This window comes from Caballeronia sp. LZ019 (assembly GCF_031450825.1).
Classification (GTDB): domain Bacteria; phylum Pseudomonadota; class Gammaproteobacteria; order Burkholderiales; family Burkholderiaceae; genus Caballeronia.
Map to the genome: position 1 here is coordinate 1,716,082 of NZ_JARTVZ010000005.1, position 21,005 is coordinate 1,737,086.

14 protein-coding genes are annotated in these 21,005 nt (G+C 65.2%); 8 read left to right on the forward strand and 6 right to left on the reverse strand.

What is annotated here, in order from left to right:
- Positions 1-281: 281 nt before the first annotated feature.
- The 3 genes from tldD to P9255_RS21510 all read right to left on the reverse strand — a co-directional run bounded on the left by tldD (position 282) and on the right by P9255_RS21510 (position 7,082).
- Positions 282-1,748: a metalloprotease TldD gene (tldD, locus tag P9255_RS21500; RefSeq protein ID WP_309763316.1), complete on the reverse strand. Its 1,467-nt coding sequence runs from the start codon at positions 1,746-1,748 to the stop codon at positions 282-284.
- A 171-nt stretch (positions 1,749-1,919) separates the two neighbouring features.
- Positions 1,920-2,753, reverse strand: a complete 834-nt coding sequence (locus tag P9255_RS21505; protein WP_309763315.1) for a carbon-nitrogen hydrolase family protein — start codon at positions 2,751-2,753, stop codon at positions 1,920-1,922.
- A gap of 60 nt (positions 2,754-2,813) precedes the next feature.
- Positions 2,814-7,082 carry an AsmA-like C-terminal region-containing protein gene (locus P9255_RS21510; RefSeq protein ID WP_309790415.1) on the reverse strand — a complete coding sequence of 1,423 codons (4,269 nt, stop codon included), beginning with the start codon at positions 7,080-7,082 and terminating at the stop codon, positions 2,814-2,816.
- Between the two features lie 226 nt (positions 7,083-7,308).
- Between P9255_RS21510 and glnE the strand changes: the two genes are divergently transcribed.
- The gene (gene glnE, locus P9255_RS21515) at positions 7,309-10,101 is read left to right on the forward strand and encodes a bifunctional [glutamate--ammonia ligase]-adenylyl-L-tyrosine phosphorylase/[glutamate--ammonia-ligase] adenylyltransferase (protein WP_309790417.1); all 2,793 of its coding nucleotides are present in this window, start codon (positions 7,309-7,311) and stop codon (positions 10,099-10,101) included.
- 446 nt (positions 10,102-10,547) lie between these two features.
- Here the strand turns inward: glnE and recN are convergent, their stop codons facing one another.
- Both recN and P9255_RS21525 read right to left on the reverse strand, forming a co-directional pair.
- Positions 10,548-12,200: a DNA repair protein RecN gene (recN, locus tag P9255_RS21520; RefSeq protein WP_309763312.1), complete on the reverse strand. Its 1,653-nt coding sequence runs from the start codon at positions 12,198-12,200 to the stop codon at positions 10,548-10,550.
- A 34-nt stretch (positions 12,201-12,234) separates the two neighbouring features.
- A complete protein-coding gene (locus P9255_RS21525) occupies positions 12,235-13,128 on the reverse strand; it encodes an NAD kinase (RefSeq protein ID WP_309790418.1) in 894 nt (297 codons plus the stop codon).
- Positions 13,129-13,327: 199 nt separating this feature from the next.
- On the opposite strand from P9255_RS21525, the gene hrcA reads away from it, so the two are divergent.
- The 3 genes from hrcA (at position 13,328) to P9255_RS21540 (ending at position 15,974) form a co-directional block, all read left to right on the forward strand.
- Positions 13,328-14,344 (forward strand): heat-inducible transcriptional repressor HrcA, encoded by a 1,017-nt coding sequence (hrcA, locus tag P9255_RS21530; protein WP_309763310.1) that lies wholly within the window; start codon positions 13,328-13,330, stop codon positions 14,342-14,344.
- Positions 14,345-14,473: 129 nt separating this feature from the next.
- Positions 14,474-15,541 (forward strand): ferrochelatase, encoded by a 1,068-nt coding sequence (hemH, locus tag P9255_RS21535; RefSeq protein ID WP_309763309.1) that lies wholly within the window; start codon positions 14,474-14,476, stop codon positions 15,539-15,541.
- Between the two features lie 25 nt (positions 15,542-15,566).
- Positions 15,567-15,974, forward strand: coding sequence for an RNA-binding S4 domain-containing protein (locus tag P9255_RS21540; protein WP_309763308.1), 408 nt, complete (start codon positions 15,567-15,569; stop codon positions 15,972-15,974).
- Here P9255_RS21540 and P9255_RS21545 read toward each other — a convergent pair.
- Entirely contained in the window at positions 15,946-16,107 is a 162-nt protein-coding gene (locus P9255_RS21545; RefSeq protein ID WP_309763307.1) for a hypothetical protein, read from the reverse strand. The genes P9255_RS21540 and P9255_RS21545 overlap by 29 nt on opposite strands.
- A gap of 352 nt (positions 16,108-16,459) precedes the next feature.
- Between P9255_RS21545 and grpE the strand changes: the two genes are divergently transcribed.
- The 4 genes from grpE (at position 16,460) to dnaJ (ending at position 21,005) form a co-directional block, all read left to right on the forward strand.
- Positions 16,460-17,062, forward strand: a complete 603-nt coding sequence (gene grpE / locus P9255_RS21550; RefSeq protein ID WP_309763306.1) for a nucleotide exchange factor GrpE — start codon at positions 16,460-16,462, stop codon at positions 17,060-17,062.
- 24 nt (positions 17,063-17,086) lie between these two features.
- Entirely contained in the window at positions 17,087-17,482 is a 396-nt protein-coding gene (locus P9255_RS21555; RefSeq protein WP_309763305.1) for a thioredoxin family protein, read from the forward strand.
- Between the two features lie 175 nt (positions 17,483-17,657).
- Entirely contained in the window at positions 17,658-19,622 is a 1,965-nt protein-coding gene (dnaK, locus tag P9255_RS21560; protein ID WP_309763304.1) for a molecular chaperone DnaK, read from the forward strand.
- A gap of 246 nt (positions 19,623-19,868) precedes the next feature.
- Positions 19,869-21,005 carry a molecular chaperone DnaJ gene (dnaJ, locus tag P9255_RS21565; protein ID WP_309763303.1) on the forward strand — a complete coding sequence of 379 codons (1,137 nt, stop codon included), beginning with the start codon at positions 19,869-19,871 and terminating at the stop codon, positions 21,003-21,005.

Here is a 21,005-nt window from a genome sequence, read left to right on the forward strand (position 1 = left end):
AACCGCCAGACTCGCTGGCGGTTTTCTCGGGAATTCGGTTTTTCAACCTGTGTACGACTTACCCTCTCGATCCGCCAGCGGCTTGAGATGCCAAAAGAAATAAAAATAAAACTTGGCGGACATCATGAGTCGGATCGGACGTCGAAAAAAGTTGTGACTGACTTTATAACCTCAAACGTGCGGCGCTGACAAGCCGCGCTACATCAAAACGCGGGAAATCCGCATCGAAGTCCGTCCGGAACGAAAGACGAAACGCCATCGATGCGGAAAACCCGCAGGCATCAAACCGTGCCGCCCACCGTCATCTTCTCGATGCGCAACGTCGGCTGTCCGACGCCCACCGGCACGCTCTGGCCTTCCTTGCCGCACACGCCGACGCCGCTATCCAGCGACATATCGTTGCCGATCATCGTCACGTACTTGAGCGATTCCGGCCCGCTGCCGATCAGCGTCGCGCCCTTCACCGGATACGTGATCTTGCCGTCCTCGATCATGTACGCCTCGGACGCCGAAAACACGAACTTGCCGTTGGTGATGTCCACCTGGCCACCGCCGAAATTCACTGCGTACAGGCCGTTTTTCACCGCAGCGAGAATCTCCTGCGGGTCCTTGTCGCCGTTGAGCATGTACGTGTTGGTCATGCGCGGCATCGGCAGCGCGGCGTACGATTCGCGGCGCGCGTTGCCCGTCACCGGCATCTTCATCAGCCGCGCATTCAGCGAATCCTGAATGTAGCCCTTCAGAATGCCGTCTTCGATCAGCGTCGTGCACTGCGTCGGGTTGCCTTCATCGTCGATATTGAGCGAGCCACGCCGGTTCGGCAGCGTGCCGTCATCGACGACCGTCACGCCCTTCGCCGCCACCTGCTCGCCGATGCGTCCCGCGAACGCCGACGATCCCTTGCGGTTGAAATCGCCCTCCAGCCCATGGCCGACCGCTTCGTGCAGCAGCACGCCCGGCCAGCCCGGCCCGAGCACCACGGTCATCGCGCCCGCCGGAGCCGGTCGCGCTTCGAGATTGACGAGCGCCGCGTGCACGGCGTCGTCGACGTACTTGTTCAGAATGTCGTCGGTGAAATAGCCGTAATCGAAGCGTCCGCCGCCGCCGCCCGTGCCGATCTCGCGCCGGCCGTTCTGCTCGGCGATCACCGTCACCGAGACGCGCACGAGCGGGCGCACGTCCGCCGCGAGCGCGCCGTCGCTGCGGGCGACGAGCACGACGTCGTATTCGCCGGCGAGGCCCGCCATCACCTGGACGATGCGCGGATCGCGGCTGCGCGCCATCTGCTCGACGCGCTCGAGCAGCTTCACCTTGGCATTCGCATCGAGCGAATGAAGGGGATCGGCGGGCAGGTACAGATCGCGGCCCGACACGCCGGTCAGCGTGCTGGCCGGCTTCACCTTGTGCTTGCCGCCGCCCGCCTTGGCGATCGCGCGCGTTGCGTACGCGGCCTGACGGATGGATTCGGGCGAAAGATCGTCGGAATAGGCGAAAGCCGTGCGCTCGCCGGAGACGGCGCGCACGCCGACGCCCTGATCGATGCTGAAACTGCCCGATTTGACGATGCCTTCCTCGAGACTCCACGCTTCGCTGCGCGTGGACTGGAAATAAAGATCGGCGTAATCGACGCGGTGCGTGAAGATTTCCGCGAGCGTACGCGTGATGACCCCTTCGTCGAGGCCATAGGGCGTCAGCAGCACGTCCTTTGCCGTGACGAGGTTGCGAATGCCGGGTTCGATGATGTTCATGCGGTGCCTATTGCGTGATTAAGCGTGATTATCAGGCGCGAAATGCGTCGGACTATTCTACTGTCCGGCGCCGGTGAGACCATGTGCAGGGAGGAACGCGCGTCTTCAAGCCCGTTCAGCCGTTCAGCCGTTCAGCCGTTCAGCCGATCAGCCGATCAGCCGATCAGCCGATCAGCCGATCACCCGGTGCCGATACGCCGGCAAGCTCTGCCGCACTTCGGCGATGCGCGCCGTATCGACCGCCCCCGCGACGACGCCTGCGCCCTCGTCGCGCATCGCGATGACCTCGCCCCACGGGTCGATGAGAACGCTATGCCCCCACGTGCGCCGCCCGTTCTCATGCTTGCCGCCTTGCGCCGCGGCGAGCACGTAGCACTGGTTTTCGATCGCCCGCGCCTTGAGCAGCGTCTCCCAGTGCGCCTTGCCGGTCGTGTAAGTGAACGCGGACGGCACGACGATCAGCGCGCAGTCGCCCATCTTTCGATACAGCTCCGGAAACCGCAGGTCGTAGCAGACGGACAGGCCGACGCGCCCGAACGGCGCATCGAAAGTCCGCACTTCGCCGCCGGGACAGATGGTGCGCGCTTCGTCGAACGATTCCTCGCCTTTCTCGAAGCTGAACAGATGAATCTTGTCGTAGCGCGCGGCTTCCTTGCCGCTCGGATTGAACACGAGCGTGGTGTTGAGCACGCGCGACGTTTCCTGCGATTTCAGCGGCAGCGTCCCGCCGATGATCCACACGCGATGCTCCCGCGCGGCATCGGACAGGAATTGCTGGATGGGCCCGTCGCCGGGCGTTTCGCGGATGGCGAGCTTGTCGGTGTCCCTGAAGCCCATGAAGCAGAAGTATTCGGGCAGCAGCACGAGTTGCGCGCCGGCTTGCGCCGCTTCGGCGATGAGCCGTCCTGCGTCGGCGAGATTGCGGTCGCGGTCGGGCGTGCTCACCATTTGCAGCGCGGCGACGTGAAACGGCTGCGCCGTGCTTTCGCTCGATTGTTGGTTCATGTTGTGCGCCGGTTGGTGAATCTGAACGCTGGACGAGGCGCAACGATGGTGCGCTCCGCGTTATGGAGCGGCTGACGGAATCGCGACGGCCGCGGGTGATTCGATCTTACCCTGATCGCCATGCAGACGCTGGACGACGGGCTTCGACCACGAGCCGGTGATCGCATAGTCCATCGCGAATGCCTTCTGGATGGATTTCGAGAGCGCGAGATCGGCGGCGAGCGCGCCCAGACCCAGCAGTGGATTGATCACCGCCGCGCCGATCGCCACCGCGCCCGCGCCGACCGTCGGCACCACCTTGACGCGCAAGTCCTGCGTCTGTTGCGGCAGATCGACGACGCCCTTCATCTGCACGCGAGCGGGCGGCGTGACCATCAGCAGGTCGTCGGTCCGGCTGATGCCGTCCTCGATGCGCGCGTTGCCCGTGATCTTCTCGAACGGCAATCCCTTGCCCACGACATCCTCGAAATGCAGCGTCAGCAGATTGGCGATGCTGCGCAGGCTGAAGATGCCGAGCCACTTCGCCGCGCCCGGCGCCCGCAGGATCTGCCCGTGCCGAAGATCGACGCCGACCTTGCCGTCGAGCGTCTTCATGTCGACCGCCGCCGGGCTGCCGTTCCAGGCCGCATGCCCCGATATCTTCCCCGCGCCGCCGTTGACGGTGTGCGGCAGGCCGAAGCGGTCGAGAAACTGCCCGCCATTGGCGACATCGAGCGTGAAGCCGAGCGATGTGCGGCGCGGCGTCCGGTCATCATCGGTTGCGTTCGTCGCCGTGGGCAGCGTGCGCCACGTTGCCGTTGCGGTGAGTGTCGCGTCGGGATTGGCGAGTTCCAGCTTGTCGAGCGTCCAAATCGGTTCGTCGGCGATGACTTCATTGTGCGCGTCCGCCTGGAGGCGGCCGAGGCCGTATCCGCGATAGATCAGCTCGTTCACGATCACGTCGATCGACGGCATGTTGCGCGGCGGCCTGCCCGCGATCTTTTCGGCGGGCGCGTTCGTCGATTTATCGGGGATCACCACCTTGTCGAGCCGCGCCTGCAACGCGCCGGGGCTTCCGTTCGGCGCGGCGGGCGTGAAGGCGACGTTGCCCGATACCTCATCCGACGCGATCTTCGCCTGCCACTTCCCGGAATCATCAGTCGCGTTGACGTCGATGCCGTTCCAGCGACGGTCGAGCAGCTTCAGTGTGCCGATGTGAACGGCCGCGCGCGTCGGCAGGAATTGACGTACGGTGTCGTTCACCGGCGCGCGGGCGGCGGCGGTTGCGCGCGGCTCGGGAGCGGCCGTATCGGCGAGCACTTTGCGCCAGGCGTCGGCATCGAGCGTCGCCATGTCCGCGACGGCGTTCACGCCTTCAGCCGGCAGATCGGCGGGCTTGTTCAGCGCGATCGCGCCGCGCACGGGCTTCAGCTGCGCGCGCACGTTCATCGGTTCGGCGACGTTTTGCGGATCGACCTTCACCTGCGCGCGTCCGATCTGCTGCAACTCGTAATGCGCCGCAAGCGGGCCGAAGACGAGCTGCGCGTCGTGCAGGCCGGAAGCGCCGCCGCGCGACGGCTGGAAGCTGAGCGAGAAGGGCATCGGTGCGCCTTTGGCCTTGCCGAACGGCGCCGGAAGATCGATGCCGATGCCGCTCAGGTCCGCGCTCGCCTGCACGTTCGGCAGCGCATTCTTCGCGCCGCGCACATGAAGTTCGTAGGGCGCCGCGCCATCGATCCGCCTCAGCAACGCCGCCGCTTGCGGCGCGATGCGCCCGTCGAAGCGCTGCGCCGCGTCGGGACCGATGCGCCCGGTCACGTCGAACGCGTAATTGCCGCCGGGCTGCACGCCACCGGTCGCGCGCACGTCGCCGCCGAGCAGTTGCGCGGTGAGGGCGTTGACCGTGACGGTCTTCGCGGCGAACTTCGCGCGGCCGCGCACATGCGTGAGCGGCGGCAGATTGCCATACGCGATCTCGTTGTCGAGGAAGGTCAGCGAGCCCTTGTAATCAGGGCGCAAAGGCGGTTCGGGCGGCGGCGGCCGATAGCGCGGAATGCCGAGCGTGAGCGCGAGCGCCGCGTTGCCCTTCGCGTCGAGCTTGCGCGTCGCGTGCTTCGCCATCAGGCCGAGCGAGCTGTTATCGACATAGTCGAGCATGTCGGCGAGCGGGCCGCGCGCTTCGCCGTCGATCCACAGCTTGGTTTCGCGATTGCCCGTATCGTCGATACGTCCCGCCACACGCGATACCGCGACGCCCTTGTAATGCCCGCGTTGGATATCGAATGCCAGCTTGTTTTGCGCGAGCCTGAACGTGCCGTCGATGCCCTCGAACGCCGGCCAGAAATTCGGCAGGCCGTTCTGCATCTTGCGCGGCGGAAACGGCGTGGGATCGAACTTGCCCCCCGTGAACGGCGCCTCGATGCGAAAGATGCCCGCATCCGGCGCCTTCGCGTACGGGAAGCGCGTGAGGTCGCCGTGAATCTCGAGCGTGCCGTTGCGCGCGATGCCCGCCTGCAGCGCATGGCCGAGGTAGACGCGCACGCGTTCGTTGAGGCTCGTCGGCAGATAGCGGACGAGGCGCGTCGCCTTCAGATAATCGACCTTGGCCTTGAGGTCCAGATTGCCGCGCCCGTGACCCTGATTCCAGTACGCGGCGGTGACTTCGCCTTCGGCGTCGGCATTCCTGATGCGCAGCGTGTCGAGACGAATGGTGAACGCGCGCCGCAGTTCGCCCGGCGCGATGGCGTCCGCGACGGTCCAGCTCGCGCGGCCTTGCAGGGAATCGAAGGTGAGACGCGGGTCGTCGAATGCGCCGGGGATCGTCACGGCCGCGTTCTTCGTGTCGATGGCGATGCTTCCTTGCGACTCGTTCGCGTCGACGACGCCCCACAGATTCTCGATACCCGGAATGCCCGCGCGCGGACGATTGTTGATCGTGAGGCCCGGCGGCGGCTCCTGCGCCTGGACGCTGATGCCCTGCAGTTCCGCCTTGAACGCGTAATGCACGATCTTCGCATCGCCCTTTTCGCGCTGCTGCTTCGCTTCTTCTTCGGTCCTGGGCGCGGCGCGTTCGGTGTAGATCGTGTAATTGGCGATCTGCCCGCGCGGATTGAAGCGCACCAGTTCGTTCAGCACGCGCGACGGCAGCGGGAGCGTGCGCGCAAATTCCGCGAGGATGCCGAGATCGACCTGATCGCCCGCGATGCGAAACAGCAACCCGTTGTTCACCGAAGCGGGACGATACGTGCCCGTCAGGGTCCGCGCGGTCAGAAGACGTGCGACCGGCGTGCCGTCGTCGAGCGCGGGCTGGCCGAGTTCGGCGCGGACATCGCTGAGGTTCAGCGTGTACGTGGTGTCGCGCTTGTCGACGGACCACGCGAAGCGCGCCACCGGCAGATCGAGGCGCGGCTGCGTCGCGCGCACGCGCAGCGCGATGTTCCCGCCCGCGAGATCGCCTGTCGCCGCCTGCAACTGGCCGCGTGCGAAGTTGAGCCAGATGCGGTTTTCGATGCGGCCATCGTAGAGCGCGAACGGCATCTTCACGTAGCGCGCGAGCATCGGCAGGTCGACCGGGCCCGTCGAAAGATATGCGCGGCCGGTCCAGTTCGCGGGCGCGCCCATCGCGGTGAACGGCTCGTGGCGAAAGTCCGCGCGGAAGTCGAGCGGACCATGAAGGACGTCGCCATCGGCGGGCGCGTTCAGCGCGAGGCGGTGACGCGCGCCGTCGTTCAGCATTGCGAGCTTCAGGCGCTTGAACGCGATCTCGGGCGCATCGCGCTTTGCGTCGCGCCAGCGCAGCGTGCCGTCGCGCAGCAAGATGCGCTGCTGTCCCAGCAGCCATGTCGTGAATGCGTTGGAGCCGGTGCGGCGCGCCGGGATGGGCACGCCCGCGATCGTCAGTTCACCGTTCGCATTGCGCGCGATGATGACGTCGGGGCCATCGACGGTGAGATCGGCGAGCTTCGGCTTCAGCTCAACCAGCGACCGCCACGCGATGCTCGCGCTCGCATGGGGCACGGCGAGGCCGGGCGAGCCATCGGCGGCGTCGATGCGAAGATTGTCGATATCGATGGTCGGCTGCATGCCCGTCCATCGCGCGGAAAGCCGGCCGAGACGAAGCTGCGCGTGAATCCGCGACGACACCGCCTGCTCGATCGCCGGCCTGAACGAATCGATCTGCGGCAGCACCGCGTAGCGCAAGCCGAGATAGATGCCCGCCACCGCGAAATACAGCACGGCGGCGACGACGAGAATGACTTTGAAGACACGCGACAGGACCCGCTCGGCGTTGCCGCTGGGCTTGGCTTGTCCAACTTCGGTCGGGTCGACGGATCGTCTGCTGTCGGACATGCTGCGGCTGTTCGGCGATATGGTAGTTTTGCGTGTTTGACGCTGCAATGTAACACAGGGTATGTCCCGGACGGCTTCGCCCGCGCACTCGAAAAAGCCCGGAAAGCCGCGCCCCGCAAGCCTCACGGCGAGGACGGCAAGGCCGCGGACGCGAACCGCGCGCGGCGTCGGCAAGCAGCGATAGATCCAGAGCAGGACCCAAAGCAACGAGCGAGCCTAACCATTCATGACCGATGTGACTCTGCGCAGTTCCGGCTACTCCAACTATGCGGCGCGTGCGTACGCGGCGCGTCCCGAGCTCGCGGCGCATGTCGCGCAGTGGGCGCGGACGCCCGTCACCCGCGAGTGGATCGAAGCGCGTCTCGATGAACTCTGCACGCGTTGCGGCCAAAGCGGCGCGCTAGACGAAGCCGCGCTCAAGACCGCGTTACGCCGCCTGCGCACCGATGTGTTCTGCACGGTGATGGAACGCGATCTGTCCGGCGCAGCCGATGTCGCCGAAGTCACCGGAGCGATGACGGACCTCGCCGAAGTCACGATTCAACGTGCGCTCGCGGTGTTGTCGGCGGATCTGGAAGCGCTGTTCGGCGAGCCGCGCGGACCCGACGGCGAACGGCTGACGCTCGGCGTCGTCGGCATGGGGAAGCTCGGCGGGCGCGAGCTGAATGCATCGTCGGATATCGACCTCATCTTCGTCTACGAGGAAGACGGCGAGACGGCGGGCGGCAAGCGCTCGCCACTGACGACGCAGGAATTCTTCACGCGACTCGGGCGGCGGCTGATCGGCGCGCTCGCGGAAATCACGCAGGACGGCTACGTGTTTCGCGTGGACATGCGGCTGCGTCCGAATGGCGATTCCGGGCCGCTCGTCTGCAGCCTCGGCATGCTCGAAGAGTATTTCTACGTGCAGGGCCGCGAGTGGGAGCGTTATGCGTGGATCAAGGCGCGGCTCGTGTCCGAGCGCGACAGCGACTCCGCGCAACGGCTCGCGAAGCAGCTCGACGCAATCGCGACGCCGTTCATCTATCGTCGCTATCTCGATTACGGCGTGATCGCGGCGATCCGCTCGCTGCATCAGCAGATACGACAGGAAGCGCGGCGGCGCGCGTCGATGCGCCCCGACAAGGCCGACGACATCAAGCTCGGGCGCGGGGGCATCCGCGAAATCGAATTCAGCGCGCAGGTGTTCCAATTGATTCGCGGCGGCCAGGCGGCGGATTTTCGCATCCGTCCGACGCTTGCCGTGCTGGAGCGCGCGGAGGCGCACGGGCTCGTTTCGACCGCCGTTCGCGATGCGCTCACCGAGGCATATCTCTTTCTGCGGACGGTCGAGCATCGGCTGCAGTATCGCAACGACGCGCAGACGCACGCGATGCCCGTCGCCGACGACGAGCGCGCGCTGCTCGCGGCGTCGCTCGGCTTCGCGGACTACGCGTCGTTGATGGCGAAACTGGACGCGCATCGCGAGTTCGTCGAACAGCAGTTCGATGCGATCTTCGCCGACAAGGTGGGCGGCGAGAAAGGCTGCGGCGTCGCCGACGATTCCGCCGCATCGTGGATATGGAGCAGCGCCCTCGCCGACGATTCCGCGCAGGAGGAGCTGGCTTCGCGCCTGACCGAGCTGGGCTTCGCAGACCCGTCGCCGGTGCTCGCGCGGCTGACCGGCGTCTGGAATTCGTCGCGCTACGCGGGCTTGCCCGAGCGAAGCCGCGAGCGTTTCGATATCGTCGCGCAGCGCGCGCTGGAAGCGGTGCAGTCGATCGATGCCCCGCGCCGCGGCGACACCATCGCGCGCCTGTTTGATCTGCTCGAAGCCACGGCCAAACGCGGCGCCTATCTCGCCTTGCTGACGGAATATCCGGCGGCGCTCGACCGCGTGCTGTCGGTGCTGTCCGGCTCGCGCTGGGCGGCCGGTTATCTGATCCGACATCCGCAATTGCTGGACGAATTGCTCGATGACGAAGCCATCGCGAGTCCTTTCGACTGGCCGGAATTCAAGCGCTCGCTGCTTGCGCGGCTGACCGCCGCCGAAGATGCGGAGCATCAGATGGACTTGCTGCGGCACGCGCATCAAGCCGAAGTGTTCCGCATTCTGCTGATCGATCTGGCCGGGCGGCTGAGTGTCGAGCACGTGAGCGACCGGCTTTCCGAGCTCGCCGATGCGGTGCTCGAGGCGACCGTGCAGACCGTGTGGAAGCAGTTCCCGAAGCGGCATCGCGAGACGCCGCGCTTTTCGGTCATTGCGTACGGGAAGCTGGGCGGCAAGGAACTCGGCTACGCGTCGGACCTGGACATCATTTTTCTCTACGACGACCCCGACGACGCGGCCGCCGACATCTACGCGATGTTCGCGCGCCGTCTCATCACGTGGCTCACGGCGGCGACGGGCGCGGGCACCCTGTTCGACGTGGATTTGCGGTTGCGGCCGAACGGCGAGTCGGGCTTTCTCGTGACGAGTCTCGATGCGTTCCGCCGCTATCAGATGCGCGAAGGCGATGCCGCGAATACCGCATGGGTCTGGGAGCATCAGGCGTTGTCGCGCGCGCGGTTCAGCGCGGGCGATGCCGACATCGGCGCGCAGTTCGAAGCGATTCGCGCGGACGTGCTCGTCACCGAGCGCGATGCGGCGGCGCTTTCACGCGAGATCGTCGCGATGCGCGAGCGTGTCGCCGACGGGCACCCGAACCGCACGGAGCTGTTCGACCTGAAGCACGATCGCGGCGGGATGGTCGATATCGAGTTCATCGTGCAGTACTGGGTGCTGCTGCATGCGCGGACGCATCGCGAGTTCGTGCGCAACGCGGGGAACATCACGCTGCTGAAGATCGCCGCGCAGAGCGGGCTGATTTCCGGCGATGAGGCGGAGGAGATCGGCGCGGCTTATCGGCGGTATCGGAAGCTGCAACACACGCTGCGGCTCGACGGGATGGAGAAGGCGCGCGTCGATCCGGACAGCGTCCGGAAGGAGCGCGAGGCGGTGACGGGGTTGTGGCGGCGGGTGTTCGGCGCAGCGGCTTGAGGGGCGCCGGACGCCGGTGGTCTGCGTGCGGTGCGGTCGTGCGTGATCTGTTGCATTGCACTGGGGCGGCCGTCGAGCAATAACGTTTCCTTGATGCCTCGAGCTTGCGCCCGCTTAACATCGGACGCGCCGTTCGCTTGTTGCTCGAGCCGGAGATCTTGAGCCAGAGGTCGGCGTGGCCGGCGTTCTCAGTGCCGACACAGCCCCGGATTCGGAGCGCCATCTACGAGTACATTGCCGCGTCGGCGTTCGATCACGCGCGCCACGCGAGGCCGGGCAGCAATCGATCACGGTCATACCGGCCTTCGGCGGAACATCGCCGGGATGCGGCGGCCTGAACATTCGGATCGCCGGGCTGAGCCGTCATCAGCATCGCGCTGGCCTTTGCAGGGAAACCAGTTCTTCTGCGGGACCGTCGCCGCCACGACAGCGCCGACGAATCACGCTCACGCCGCCAGCATCTCCTTCGCATGCTTGCGCGTCGTCGCGGTGATCTCGATGCCGCCGAGCATCCGCGCGACTTCCTCGATGCGCCTCGCCTTGTCGAGCGGCGTGACCGTGCTGACAGTGCCGCCTGCATCGTCGGACGACTTCGCCACCTGAAAATGTTGATCGCCGCGCGCGGCCACTTGCGGCAGGTGCGTGACGCACAGCACCTGACGATCGCGCCCAAGCTGGTGCAGCAGCCGCCCGACCACTTCCGCGACGCCCCCGCCGATGCCCGTGTCCACTTCGTCGAAAATCAGCGTCGGCGTCGGGCTGGCGGTGCTCGCAATCACCGCGAGCGCCAGGCTGATCCGCGCGAGCTCACCGCCCGACGCGACCTTCGCGAGCGGCCGCAGCGCGACACCCGCGTGACCGGCCACGCGGAACTCGATCTGCTCCAGCCCGTTCGCGCCGCCTTCCGCGAGCGGCACGAGCGCGACGTCGAAGCTGCCGCCCGCCATCGACAATTCCTGCATGCCTTCCGTCACCGCCTTCGACAGCGCCTTGGCCGCTTTCGCGCGTGCCTTCGACAGCACTTTCGCTTCGGCCAGATAGGCTTCCTTCGCTTTCTCGGCGGCGGCGTTGAGGGCGTCGAGATCGGCGGCGGCGTCGAGTTCCGCCAATTGGCGGCGGCGCGTCTCGTGTTCTTCCGGCAGCGTCTCCGGCTGCAGACGGAATTTGCGCGCCGTCGAATGCAGTTGATCCATGCGCCTTTCGACTTGCGCGAGCCGGTCCGGGTCGAGTTCCAGACGCTGCGCGTAGTGCGACAGCGAATAAGCCGCTTCCTGCAATTGAATCTCGGCGGGTTCGAGCGACGCCAGCACGTCGTTCAGCGCGGGGTCGATATCCGCGAGGCTGCGCAGTTTCGACGTGATCGCGCCGAGTTGCGAGATCATCGCTTCGTCGGATTCGGAGAGCGCGCCGAGCGCGTTCTGCACGCCGTCGATCAGACTCGCCGAATGCGACAGCCGATGATGCTCCGCGCTCACTTCCTCCCACTCGCCGGGCTGCGGCGCGAGCTTGTCGAATTCGCTCAACTGCCACGCGAGACGTTCGCGCTCCAGTTGCAGCTCGCGGTCGCGGGTTTGCGCGGCGTCGACTGCCTGCTGCGCCTCGCGATATGCGCGCCACGCGCGGCTCACCGCATTCGCGGCATCGGTGAGGCCGGCGTGCGTGTCGAAGAGTTCGCGCTGGGCATCGGGCCGCATCAATAACTGATGCGCGTGTTGTCCGTGGATATCGACCAGCATCTCGCCGACTTCGCGCAACTGGGCGAGCGTGGCCGGCGTGCCGTTGATGAACGCGCGCGAGCGGCCGCCGGAATCGATCACGCGACGCAGCATGACCGTATCGCCGTCCTGCGAGAGCGCATGCTCTTCCAGCCAGCGAGCGACCTGCGCGTGCGTGCCGAACTCGGCGGTGATGTCCGCGCGCGCTTCGCCGGTTCGCACGACGCTCGCGTCGGCGCGCGCGCCGAGCGTGAGCGCGAGGGCGTCGATCAGGATCGACTTGCCCGCGCCGGTTTCACCCGAAAAAACCGTGAAGCCCGAATCGAATTCGATGTCGAGCGCGGCAACGATAACGAAGTCTCGAATGGAGAGATGACGGAGCATGGACGCTTCGGGATGAGGGTTCAGCGAGATTGCGTCAGACGGACGAGTCCTGCGAGGGATGCTCGTTCCAGTGCAGTTTCTTGCGCAGCGTGGCGTACGTGCTGTAGCCGACCGGATGCAGCACCGGCACGGTATGGCGCGAGCGTCGCACTTCGATGGCGTCGTTCAGTTCGACGGCGGTGAACGACTGCATGTCGAAATTCACGTTCACGTCCCGCCCGCCGATGATCTGGATCGTGACCTTCGAATCGTCGGGCAATACGATCGGGCGGTTCGACAGCGAATGCGGCGCGATCGGCACCAGCACGAAGCCTTGCAGTTGCGGATGCAGGATCGGCCCCGCGGACGACAACGCGTAAGCCGTCGAGCCCGTCGGCGTGGCGACGATCAGCCCGTCCGAACGCTGGTTGTACATGAAGTGGCCGTTGACGGAGACGCGCAGCTCGGCCATGCCGGAGAAGCCGCTGCGGTTCACGACGACATCGTTGAAGGCGAGGGCATGGTAGATCGGCTTGTCGTTACGCACGATGCGCGCTTCGAGCAGCGTGCGCTCCTCGCGTTCGAACTGGCCGGCCAGCATTTGCGGCACGCGCTCGCGCATCTCGGCGAGCGGGATATCGGTGATGAAGCCGAGACGCCCGTGATTCACGCCGATGAGCGGCGTCTTGTACGGCGCAAGCTGCCGGCCGACGCCGAGCATGGTGCCGTCGCCGCCGAGCACGACCGCGACGTCCGCGCGCGCGCCGATCGCCGCGATGGACAGCGCCGGGTATTCGGTCACGCCCACGTCCTTCGCCGTGCCTTCTTCGAACACGACTTCGAAACCCTGGTTCGCAATGTGCTCCGCGAGCGTTCTCAGCGGCGCCTCGATACCGGGTGTATTGGTTCGCCCGACGAGGGCGACGGTCTTGAATTGGCCAATTTCCATGCCGGCATTACACCATAGGTGGAAGGCGAAAAGAACCGGGGCCGCGCGCCGCGACGGACGGCATGTCGCAACGTCGGCGCGTGGTTCGTTTCTCGCTAGAATGGAGCAGACATTGAACGGTCCACGCGCGCTTCGCGCTCGTGACATGCAAGCGGCGGCGCGGTCGTCGCGCCCCGACACGTTGCGCTAAACTTTGCCCATGCTAGACCCACGTGCACAAACCCTCCTCAAAACGTTGATCGAGCGCTACATCGCCGAAGGTCAGCCGGTCGGTTCGCGCACGTTATCACGGCATTCCGGTCTCGAACTCAGTCCCGCGACCATCCGCAACGTGATGTCGGACCTGGAAGACCTGGGCCTCGTCGCGAGTCCGCATACGTCGGCGGGCCGCATTCCGACGCCGCGCGGCTACCGGCTCTTCGTCGATACCATGCTGACCGTCGAAGCGCCGCAGGACGAAGCGATGACCACCGCGGTCAAGACGCGCCTGCAAGGGCAGGAGCCGCAGAAGATCGTCGCCGCGGCGGCGAGCGTGCTGTCGAGCCTGTCGTCGTTCGCGGGCGTCATTCTTACCCCGCGCCGCAGTCACATGTTCAAGCAGATCGAGTTCATGCGGCTGTCGGACAAGCGCATCCTGCTCATCATCGTGACGCCCGAGGGCGACGTGCAGAATCGCATGATGGCCACGCAGCGCGACTACTCGCCCTCGCAACTCACCGAAGCCTCCAATTACATCAACGCGCATTTTGCGGGCCTGTCCTTCGACGAAGTGCGCCGCCGGCTGCGCGAGGAAATCGACCAGTTGCGCGGCGACATGACCGCGCTGATGCAGGCGGCCGTCGTCGCGAGCACGGCGGAAGCCGATCCCGGCGAGACGGTGCTGATTTCGGGCGAGCGCAATTTGCTGGAAGTGGCGGACCTGTCCTCCGACATGGCGCGCCTGCGCAAACTCTTCGACTTGTTCGATCAAAAGACGAGCCTCCTGCAATTGCTGGATGTGTCGAGCCACGCACAGGGCGTGCAGATTTTCATCGGCGGGGAATCGAATCTCGTGCCGATCGAGGAGATGAGCGTCGTGACCGCGCCGTACGAAGTGAACGGCAAGATCGTCGGCACACTCGGCGTGATCGGCCCGACGCGCATGGCGTATAACCGCGTGATTCCCATCGTCGATATCACCGCGCGGCTGCTGTCCATGTCGCTCAGCCAGCAGTAACGCGGCTCCTGGGCGAATCGTGCCGCGCTGCCGGTTGCGCCGCCACTAGGCCGTTCGGCCGATGATGCGTGGCGGAACGCGCCGCTATAATGACCTTCACCTTTCGATGCCTTCCGGCCGCCTTGCCCTATGCGTTTCGACCTCGAGTTGCCTTCGCAGCCCAGCGCTTCACATCGCGTCGCAGTGCTGCTGATCAATCTCGGCACGCCGGACGCGCCCACGCCGCGAGCGGTGCGCAAATACCTCGCGCAGTTTCTGTCCGACCCGCGCGTCGTCGAAATCCCGTCGTTCATCTGGCAGATCATTCTGCGCGGCGCCATCCTGCCGTTCCGCAGCCGTGCGTCGGCTAAGAAATATGCGCAGGTCTGGTTGCCCGAAGGCTCGCCGTTGCGCGTGTACACGGAGAAGCAGGTCGAAGGCTTGCGGCGGCTTTTTGCGGCGAACGACTACCACGTGATCGTCGATTACGCCATGCGCTACGGCACCCCGGGCATCGGCGCCATGCTCAATCAGATGAAGCTCGAAGGCGCGGACCGCATTCTTCTCGTGCCGATGTATCCGCAATACTCGTCGTCGACGACCGCCACCGCTTTCGACGACGCCTTCAACGCGCTCAGGCGCGTGCGGAATCAGCCGGAGATCCGGACGATCCGTCATTACGCGGATCATCCCGCGTATATCTCGGCGCTCGCCGATCAGGTCCGCGAATACTGGCGCGTTCACGGCCATCCGGACTTCGCCGCCGGAGACAAGCTCGTGCTGAGTTTCCACGGCGTGCCGAAGCGCACGATGGACCTCGGCGATCCTTACCACGACCAGTGCCAGTTGACCGGTTCGCTGCTTGCAGCCGCCCTCGGCCTCACGCCGGTCGAATGCCGCGTGACGTTCCAGTCGCGCTTCGGCCGCGCCGAATGGCTGCAGCCGTACACGGCGCCGACGCTCGCGGAACTGGGCGCGGCCGGTGTCGCACGCGTGGACGTGTTTTGCCCCGGCTTCACGGCGGATTGTCTCGAGACCATCGAGGAAATCGGCATGGAGGTGCGCGACGAATTCGTGAAGGCGGGCGGCAAGCAGTTCCACCGCATTCCCTGCCTGAACGCGTCGCCGGCATGGATCAAGGCGCTCGGCGAGATCGCGGCACAACATCTGCAGGGATGGCCCGTACAGGCCGCGCAACCGGTGACGGTCGCCGCCTGATTCTGGTCATCGCAAGAGAATCGCCATGAACTACAAGATTTCGACGGAACCCGGCGCGCGTTTGCGCATCGACAAGTGGCTGTGGGCGGCGCGCTTCTTCAAGACGCGTTCCCTCGCGAGCGATGCGGTGGAGAAAGGCCGCGTGAAGATCGGCGGGGCGAACGTGAAGCCGTCGAAGGACGTGCGCGTCGGCGATATCGTCGAGATCGATATCGAACGGCTCGTCTGGCTGGTCGAAGTGCGCGGCCTGTGCGACGTCCGCGGCCCCGCGCCGGTCGCGCAGACGCTTTACGCCGAAACGGAAGAGGGCCGTGCGAAGCGGCTTGCCGAAGCGGAGCGCCGCAAGACGTATCGGGAGCCGGCAGCCGCCATGCAGGGCAGGCCGACGAAGCGGGACCGCCGCATCATCGATAAGTTTTCTGGCTCGGACTGAACATTTCTTCGAAGGTCGCATGCACGCCGCCGTACTCGGTGTTACGGGCAGTCAGTGCGCCGGAAAGACAGATGGTGGTCGTGCCCGCAACCAGTACCAGGGCGACCACCGCGACAGCAAAGGTCAGTTTCATGGTACCCCCGGCTATGCGGGCTGAGCGGTCTTTCGACCGGACGAGGTCAGGAAACGGGCGAGGCGTAAGCGGTATGAAGCAATCGCAGGGATCAGGGTAAACGTGCTTCCTGCGACGCCAGTTTGAAGTGTAGGCGACGGCACTGCTTCGCTCAATCTGTTTCTGGCAGGCGTTCGTTACGGGCCGTTTCGACCGTCGCGCGCTGCGATGCCCAGCGCACAAAATTCGTCAGAAGAAGCCTTGAAAATGCTTCCGATGCCCCAAATTCCGCCGCTAGTGCGACGAAGCGCGGCTCGGTGAATCACCGCCGCGCTTCTCATCCGATTCACTCACAGCAATAACATTCAGCGACATGGAAAACACGCAAGAGAATTCAGCGAGCCCGAACCCGACGCCCGCCGACGACACCGCGCGCCAGGCCGCCGACCCGACTCAGGCGACCACGCAAGCCGCGCCGGAAGCGCCGGCAGCCGCGGACGCCACGCCGCAAGCCGCTTCGAATGAAACCGAGGCGGCGCTCGCCGAAGCGCAGGCCCGGGTGGCCGCGCTGCAGGAAGAGTTTCTCCGCGCCAAGGCGGAAACGGAGAACGTGCGGCGCCGCGCGCAGGAAGACGTCGCGAAGGCTCACAAGTTCGCAATCGAAAACTTCGCGGAAAATCTGCTGCCGGTGCTCGACAGCCTCGAAGCCGCGCTGGCCGACCAGTCGACGGATGTCGCGAAGGTGCGCGAGGGCGTTGACCTGACGCTGCGCCAGTTGTCGAGCGCGCTGGAGAAGGGCCGCGTCATCGCGGTGAATCCGGTCGGCGAAAAGTTCGATCCGCATCGCCACCAGGCCATTTCCATGGTGCCGGCGGAGCAGGAGCCGAATACCGTCGTCGCCGTGCTGCAGAAGGGCTACATCATCGCTGACCGCGTGCTGCGTCCGGCGCTCGTGACCGTCGCCGCACCGAAGTAACCGGACAGCCGCGAGGCTCCGCTCATGGCCAACGTTCCCGTCGACTCCACCGCGTTCTCCGAATTCGGCATGCAGGAACTCGACGCCGCCGGTTTCGACGCCGGTCTAGCGTCGGCGGGAGACGAGCTGGCCGTTGTGTTCTTCTGGGGCCTCGACTGCTTCAACTGCGAAATCGCCAAGAAAGCGATGCTCGCGCAGCCCGACGCCATCCGCGCGCTCGGGTTGAAGTGGTTCCACAGCAACGTCTACGAGCATCGCGAGCTCGGCCGCCGCTTCATGCTGCATGGCGTGCCGACGTGGTTCTTCTTCCATCGCGGCAAGCGGCTGGGGCGCGCGACGGGCTGGCATGGTATCGCCCAGTTCGAGGCGGCGGTGGCGGCGGCGCGCGCGAAGATCGCGGCAGCGGGGAATCAGGCGTAGCAAGCGCGCGAAAAAGTTATAGACCGCATCGCATTCAGGGTCTTGAAAACGAAATCGGCGCTCCTATCTTGCGTACAGGTATGAATTTTGGGCGTTCGGCCCGTTGAATCGGCCGCAAAAGCCGGCGTGTTCCGGCCGCAGCGCCAAAGCGATCAAAGCTAGGAGAGTATAAAAAATGGGCAAAATCATCGGCATCGACCTCGGCACCACGAACTCGTGCGTGGCGCTGATGGAAGGCAATCAGGTCAAGGTCATCGAGAACTCGGAAGGCGCGCGCACCACGCCGTCGATCATCGCGTACATGGACGACAACGAAATTCTCGTTGGCGCGCCTGCGAAGCGTCAGTCGGTCACGAACCCGCGCAACACGCTGTACGCGGTGAAGCGCCTGATCGGCCGCCGCTTCGACGAGAAGGAAGTGCAGAAGGACATCAACCTGATGCCCTACAAGATCGTCAAGCACGACAACGGCGACGCCTGGGTCGAAGCGCACGGCAAGAACCTCGCGCCGTCGCAAGTGTCGGCCGAAGTGCTGCGCAAGATGAAGAAGACCGCTGAAGACTACCTCGGCGAGCCGGTGACGGAAGCCGTCATCACGGTTCCGGCGTACTTCAACGACAGCCAGCGCCAGGCAACGAAGGACGCGGGCCGCATCGCCGGTCTGGAAGTGAAGCGCATCATCAACGAGCCGACGGCGGCCGCGCTCGCGTTCGGTCTCGACAAAGCCGAAAAGGGCGACCGCAAGATCGCCGTGTTCGACCTCGGCGGCGGCACGTTCGACATCTCGATCATCGAAATCGCGGATGTGGACGGCGAAATGCAGTTCGAAGTGCTGTCGACCAACGGCGACACGTTCCTCGGCGGTGAAGACTTCGACCAGCGCATCATCGATTACATCATCGGCGAGTTCAAGAAGGAGCAGGGCGTCGACCTGTCGAAAGACGTGCTCGCGCTGCAGCGCCTGAAGGAAGCCGCTGAGAAGGCGAAGATCGAACTGTCGTCGACGGCTCAGACCGACATCAACCTGCCGTACATCACGGCTGACGCGTCGGGTCCGAAGCACCTGAACCTCAAGTTCACGCGCGCCAAGCTGGAAGCGCTCGTCGAGGAGCTGATCGAGCGCACGATCGAACCGTGCCGCATCGCGATCAAGGACGCGGGCGTGAAGGTCGGCGACATCGACGACGTGATCCTCGTCGGCGGCATGACGCGCATGCCGAAGGTGCAGGAGAAGGTGAAGGAATTCTTCGGCAAGGAGCCGCGCCGTGACGTCAACCCGGACGAAGCCGTGGCCGTTGGCGCCGCGATTCAGGGTCAGGTTCTGTCCGGCGACCGCAAGGACGTTCTGCTGCTCGACGTGACGCCTCTGTCGCTCGGCATCGAGACGCTCGGCGGCGTGATGACGAAGATGATCAACAAGAACACGACCATCCCGACGAAGCACGCTCAGGTGTATTCGACGGCGGACGACAACCAGGGCGCCGTGACCATCAAGGTGTTCCAGGGCGAGCGTGAGATGGCCGCGGGCAACAAGCTGCTCGGCGAATTCAACCTCGAAGGCATTCCGCCCGCACCGCGCGGCGTGCCGCAGATCGAAGTGACCTTCGACATCGACGCGAACGGCATTCTGCACGTCGGCGCGAAGGACAAGGCGACGGGCAAGGAAAACAAGATCACCATCAAGGCGAACTCGGGCCTGACGGACGCCGAAATCGACAAGATGGTGAAGGACGCCGAAGCCAACGCCGAAGAAGACCACAAGCTGCGCGAACTCGCGGATGCCCGCAACCAGGGCGACGCGCTGGTCCACAGCACGAAGAAGGCGGTTGCCGAGTATGGCGACAAGGTCGATGCTTCGGAGAAGGAAAAGATCGAAGCCGCGCTGAAGGAACTCGAAGACGCGCTGAAGAACAGCTCGAGCGACAAGGCCACGATCGAAGCGAAGGTCGAGGCGCTGGCTCAGGCTTCGCAGAAGCTCGGCGAGAAGATGTACGCCGACATGCAGGCGCAGCAGGGCGCGGCCAGCGCGGCAGCGGGCGCGGCCGGCGCGGAAGCGAGCGCTTCGGCATCGGCTGGCGGTGCGAGCCAGCAGCATGACGATGTCGTCGACGCCGACTTCAAGGAAGTGAAGAAGGACTAAGCCGTATGAGGCGCGCGACTGGCGACGGTCGCGCGCCTTTTCGGTGATATCACCGGGACGCGTTGGCGTCTGACGTGGAACGCGCCTGGCGAGCTTTTCGGCTCTCCGGGCACGTTGTTTTTTTGGGGCGTCCTGCTCTCGGCGGCTCGTAAGTCGGAGCAGGGCGTCAGAGGTTACGCGCGGGTCGTTTGGCCCGAGGCATCTGAGAGGAACCGTCGCGGCCAAGCGCGGCGGCATGGAACCGACATGGCGAAACGGGATTACTACGACGTTCTGGGCGTCGCAAAGAACGCGAGCGACGACGAGATCAAGAAGGCGTATCGCAAGCTCGCGATGAAGTATCACCCTGACCGCAATCCGGACAACAAGAAGGCGGAAGAGAACTTCAAGGAGGCGAAGGAAGCCTACGAGATGCTCTCCGACCAGCAGAAGCGCGCGGCGTACGACCAGTACGGTCACGCGGGCGTCGATCCGAACATGGCGGGCGCGGGTGCGCAGGGCTTCGGCGGTTTTGCCGATGCCTTCGGCGATATTTTCGGCGACATCTTCGGACAGGCAGCCGGCGCCGGTGCGCGCGGCGGACGCGGCGGCCCGCAGGTGTATCGCGGTGCGGACCTGCGCTACAGCATGGAAATCACGCTGGAGCAGGCGGCGCACGGTTACGACACGCAGATTCGCGTGCCGAGCTGGAGCAATTGCAACGTTTGTCACGGTTCGGGCGCGAAGCCGGGCACGAAGCCGGAAACCTGCCCGACCTGTCACGGCCAGGGCCAGGTGCGGATGTCGCAGGGCTTTTTCAGCATCCAGCAGACGTGCCCGAAATGTCACGGCAGCGGCAGCTATGTTCCCGATCCCTGCACGAACTGCCACGGCGCGGGCAAGGTAAAGGAAACGAAGACGCTGGAAGTGAAAATTCCGGCGGGCATCGACGACGGCATGCGCATCCGCTCGGCGGGCAACGGCGAGCCGGGCATCAACGGCGGTCCGAGCGGCGACCTGTATGTGGAAATCCACATCAAGCAGCACTCGGTGTTCGAGCGCGACGGCGACGACCTGCACTGCCAGATGCCGATTCCGTTCACCACAGCGGCGCTCGGCGGCGAAATCGAAGTGCCGACGCTCGCGGGCCGCGCGAGCTTCACGGTGCCGGAAGGCACGCAGTCGGGCAAGACCTTCCGTCTGCGTGGCAAGGGAATCAAGGGTTTGCGCTCGAGCATCGCGGGTGACTTGTACGTGCACGTGCAGGTGGAAACGCCGGTCAAGCTCACCGAGCAGCAGCGCGACCTGCTCAAGCAGTTCGAGAAGTCGCTGACGGAAGGCGGCTCGCGGCATAGCCCGCAAAGCAAGAGCTGGTTCGATCGCGTCAAGAGCTTCTTCGACTGA

Coding starts and splice junctions, on each gene's coding strand:
- tldD (WP_309763316.1), bottom strand. CDS start 1,748: ATGAACATCATCGAACCCGGCATTCGCAACCTCGTCACGGCAAAGGAC.
- P9255_RS21505 (WP_309763315.1), bottom strand. CDS start 2,753: ATGAACCAACAATCGAGCGAAAGCACGGCGCAGCCGTTTCACGTCGCC.
- P9255_RS21510 (WP_309790415.1), bottom strand. CDS start 7,082: ATGTCCGACAGCAGACGATCCGTCGACCCGACCGAAGTTGGACAAGCC.
- glnE (WP_309790417.1), top strand. CDS start 7,309: ATGACCGATGTGACTCTGCGCAGTTCCGGCTACTCCAACTATGCGGCG.
- recN (WP_309763312.1), bottom strand. CDS start 12,200: ATGCTCCGTCATCTCTCCATTCGAGACTTCGTTATCGTTGCCGCGCTC.
- P9255_RS21525 (WP_309790418.1), bottom strand. CDS start 13,128: ATGGAAATTGGCCAATTCAAGACCGTCGCCCTCGTCGGGCGAACCAAT.
- hrcA (WP_309763310.1), top strand. CDS start 13,328: ATGCTAGACCCACGTGCACAAACCCTCCTCAAAACGTTGATCGAGCGC.
- hemH (WP_309763309.1), top strand. CDS start 14,474: ATGCGTTTCGACCTCGAGTTGCCTTCGCAGCCCAGCGCTTCACATCGC.
- P9255_RS21540 (WP_309763308.1), top strand. CDS start 15,567: ATGAACTACAAGATTTCGACGGAACCCGGCGCGCGTTTGCGCATCGAC.
- P9255_RS21545 (WP_309763307.1), bottom strand. CDS start 16,107: ATGAAACTGACCTTTGCTGTCGCGGTGGTCGCCCTGGTACTGGTTGCG.
- grpE (WP_309763306.1), top strand. CDS start 16,460: ATGGAAAACACGCAAGAGAATTCAGCGAGCCCGAACCCGACGCCCGCC.
- P9255_RS21555 (WP_309763305.1), top strand. CDS start 17,087: ATGGCCAACGTTCCCGTCGACTCCACCGCGTTCTCCGAATTCGGCATG.
- dnaK (WP_309763304.1), top strand. CDS start 17,658: ATGGGCAAAATCATCGGCATCGACCTCGGCACCACGAACTCGTGCGTG.
- dnaJ (WP_309763303.1), top strand. CDS start 19,869: ATGGCGAAACGGGATTACTACGACGTTCTGGGCGTCGCAAAGAACGCG.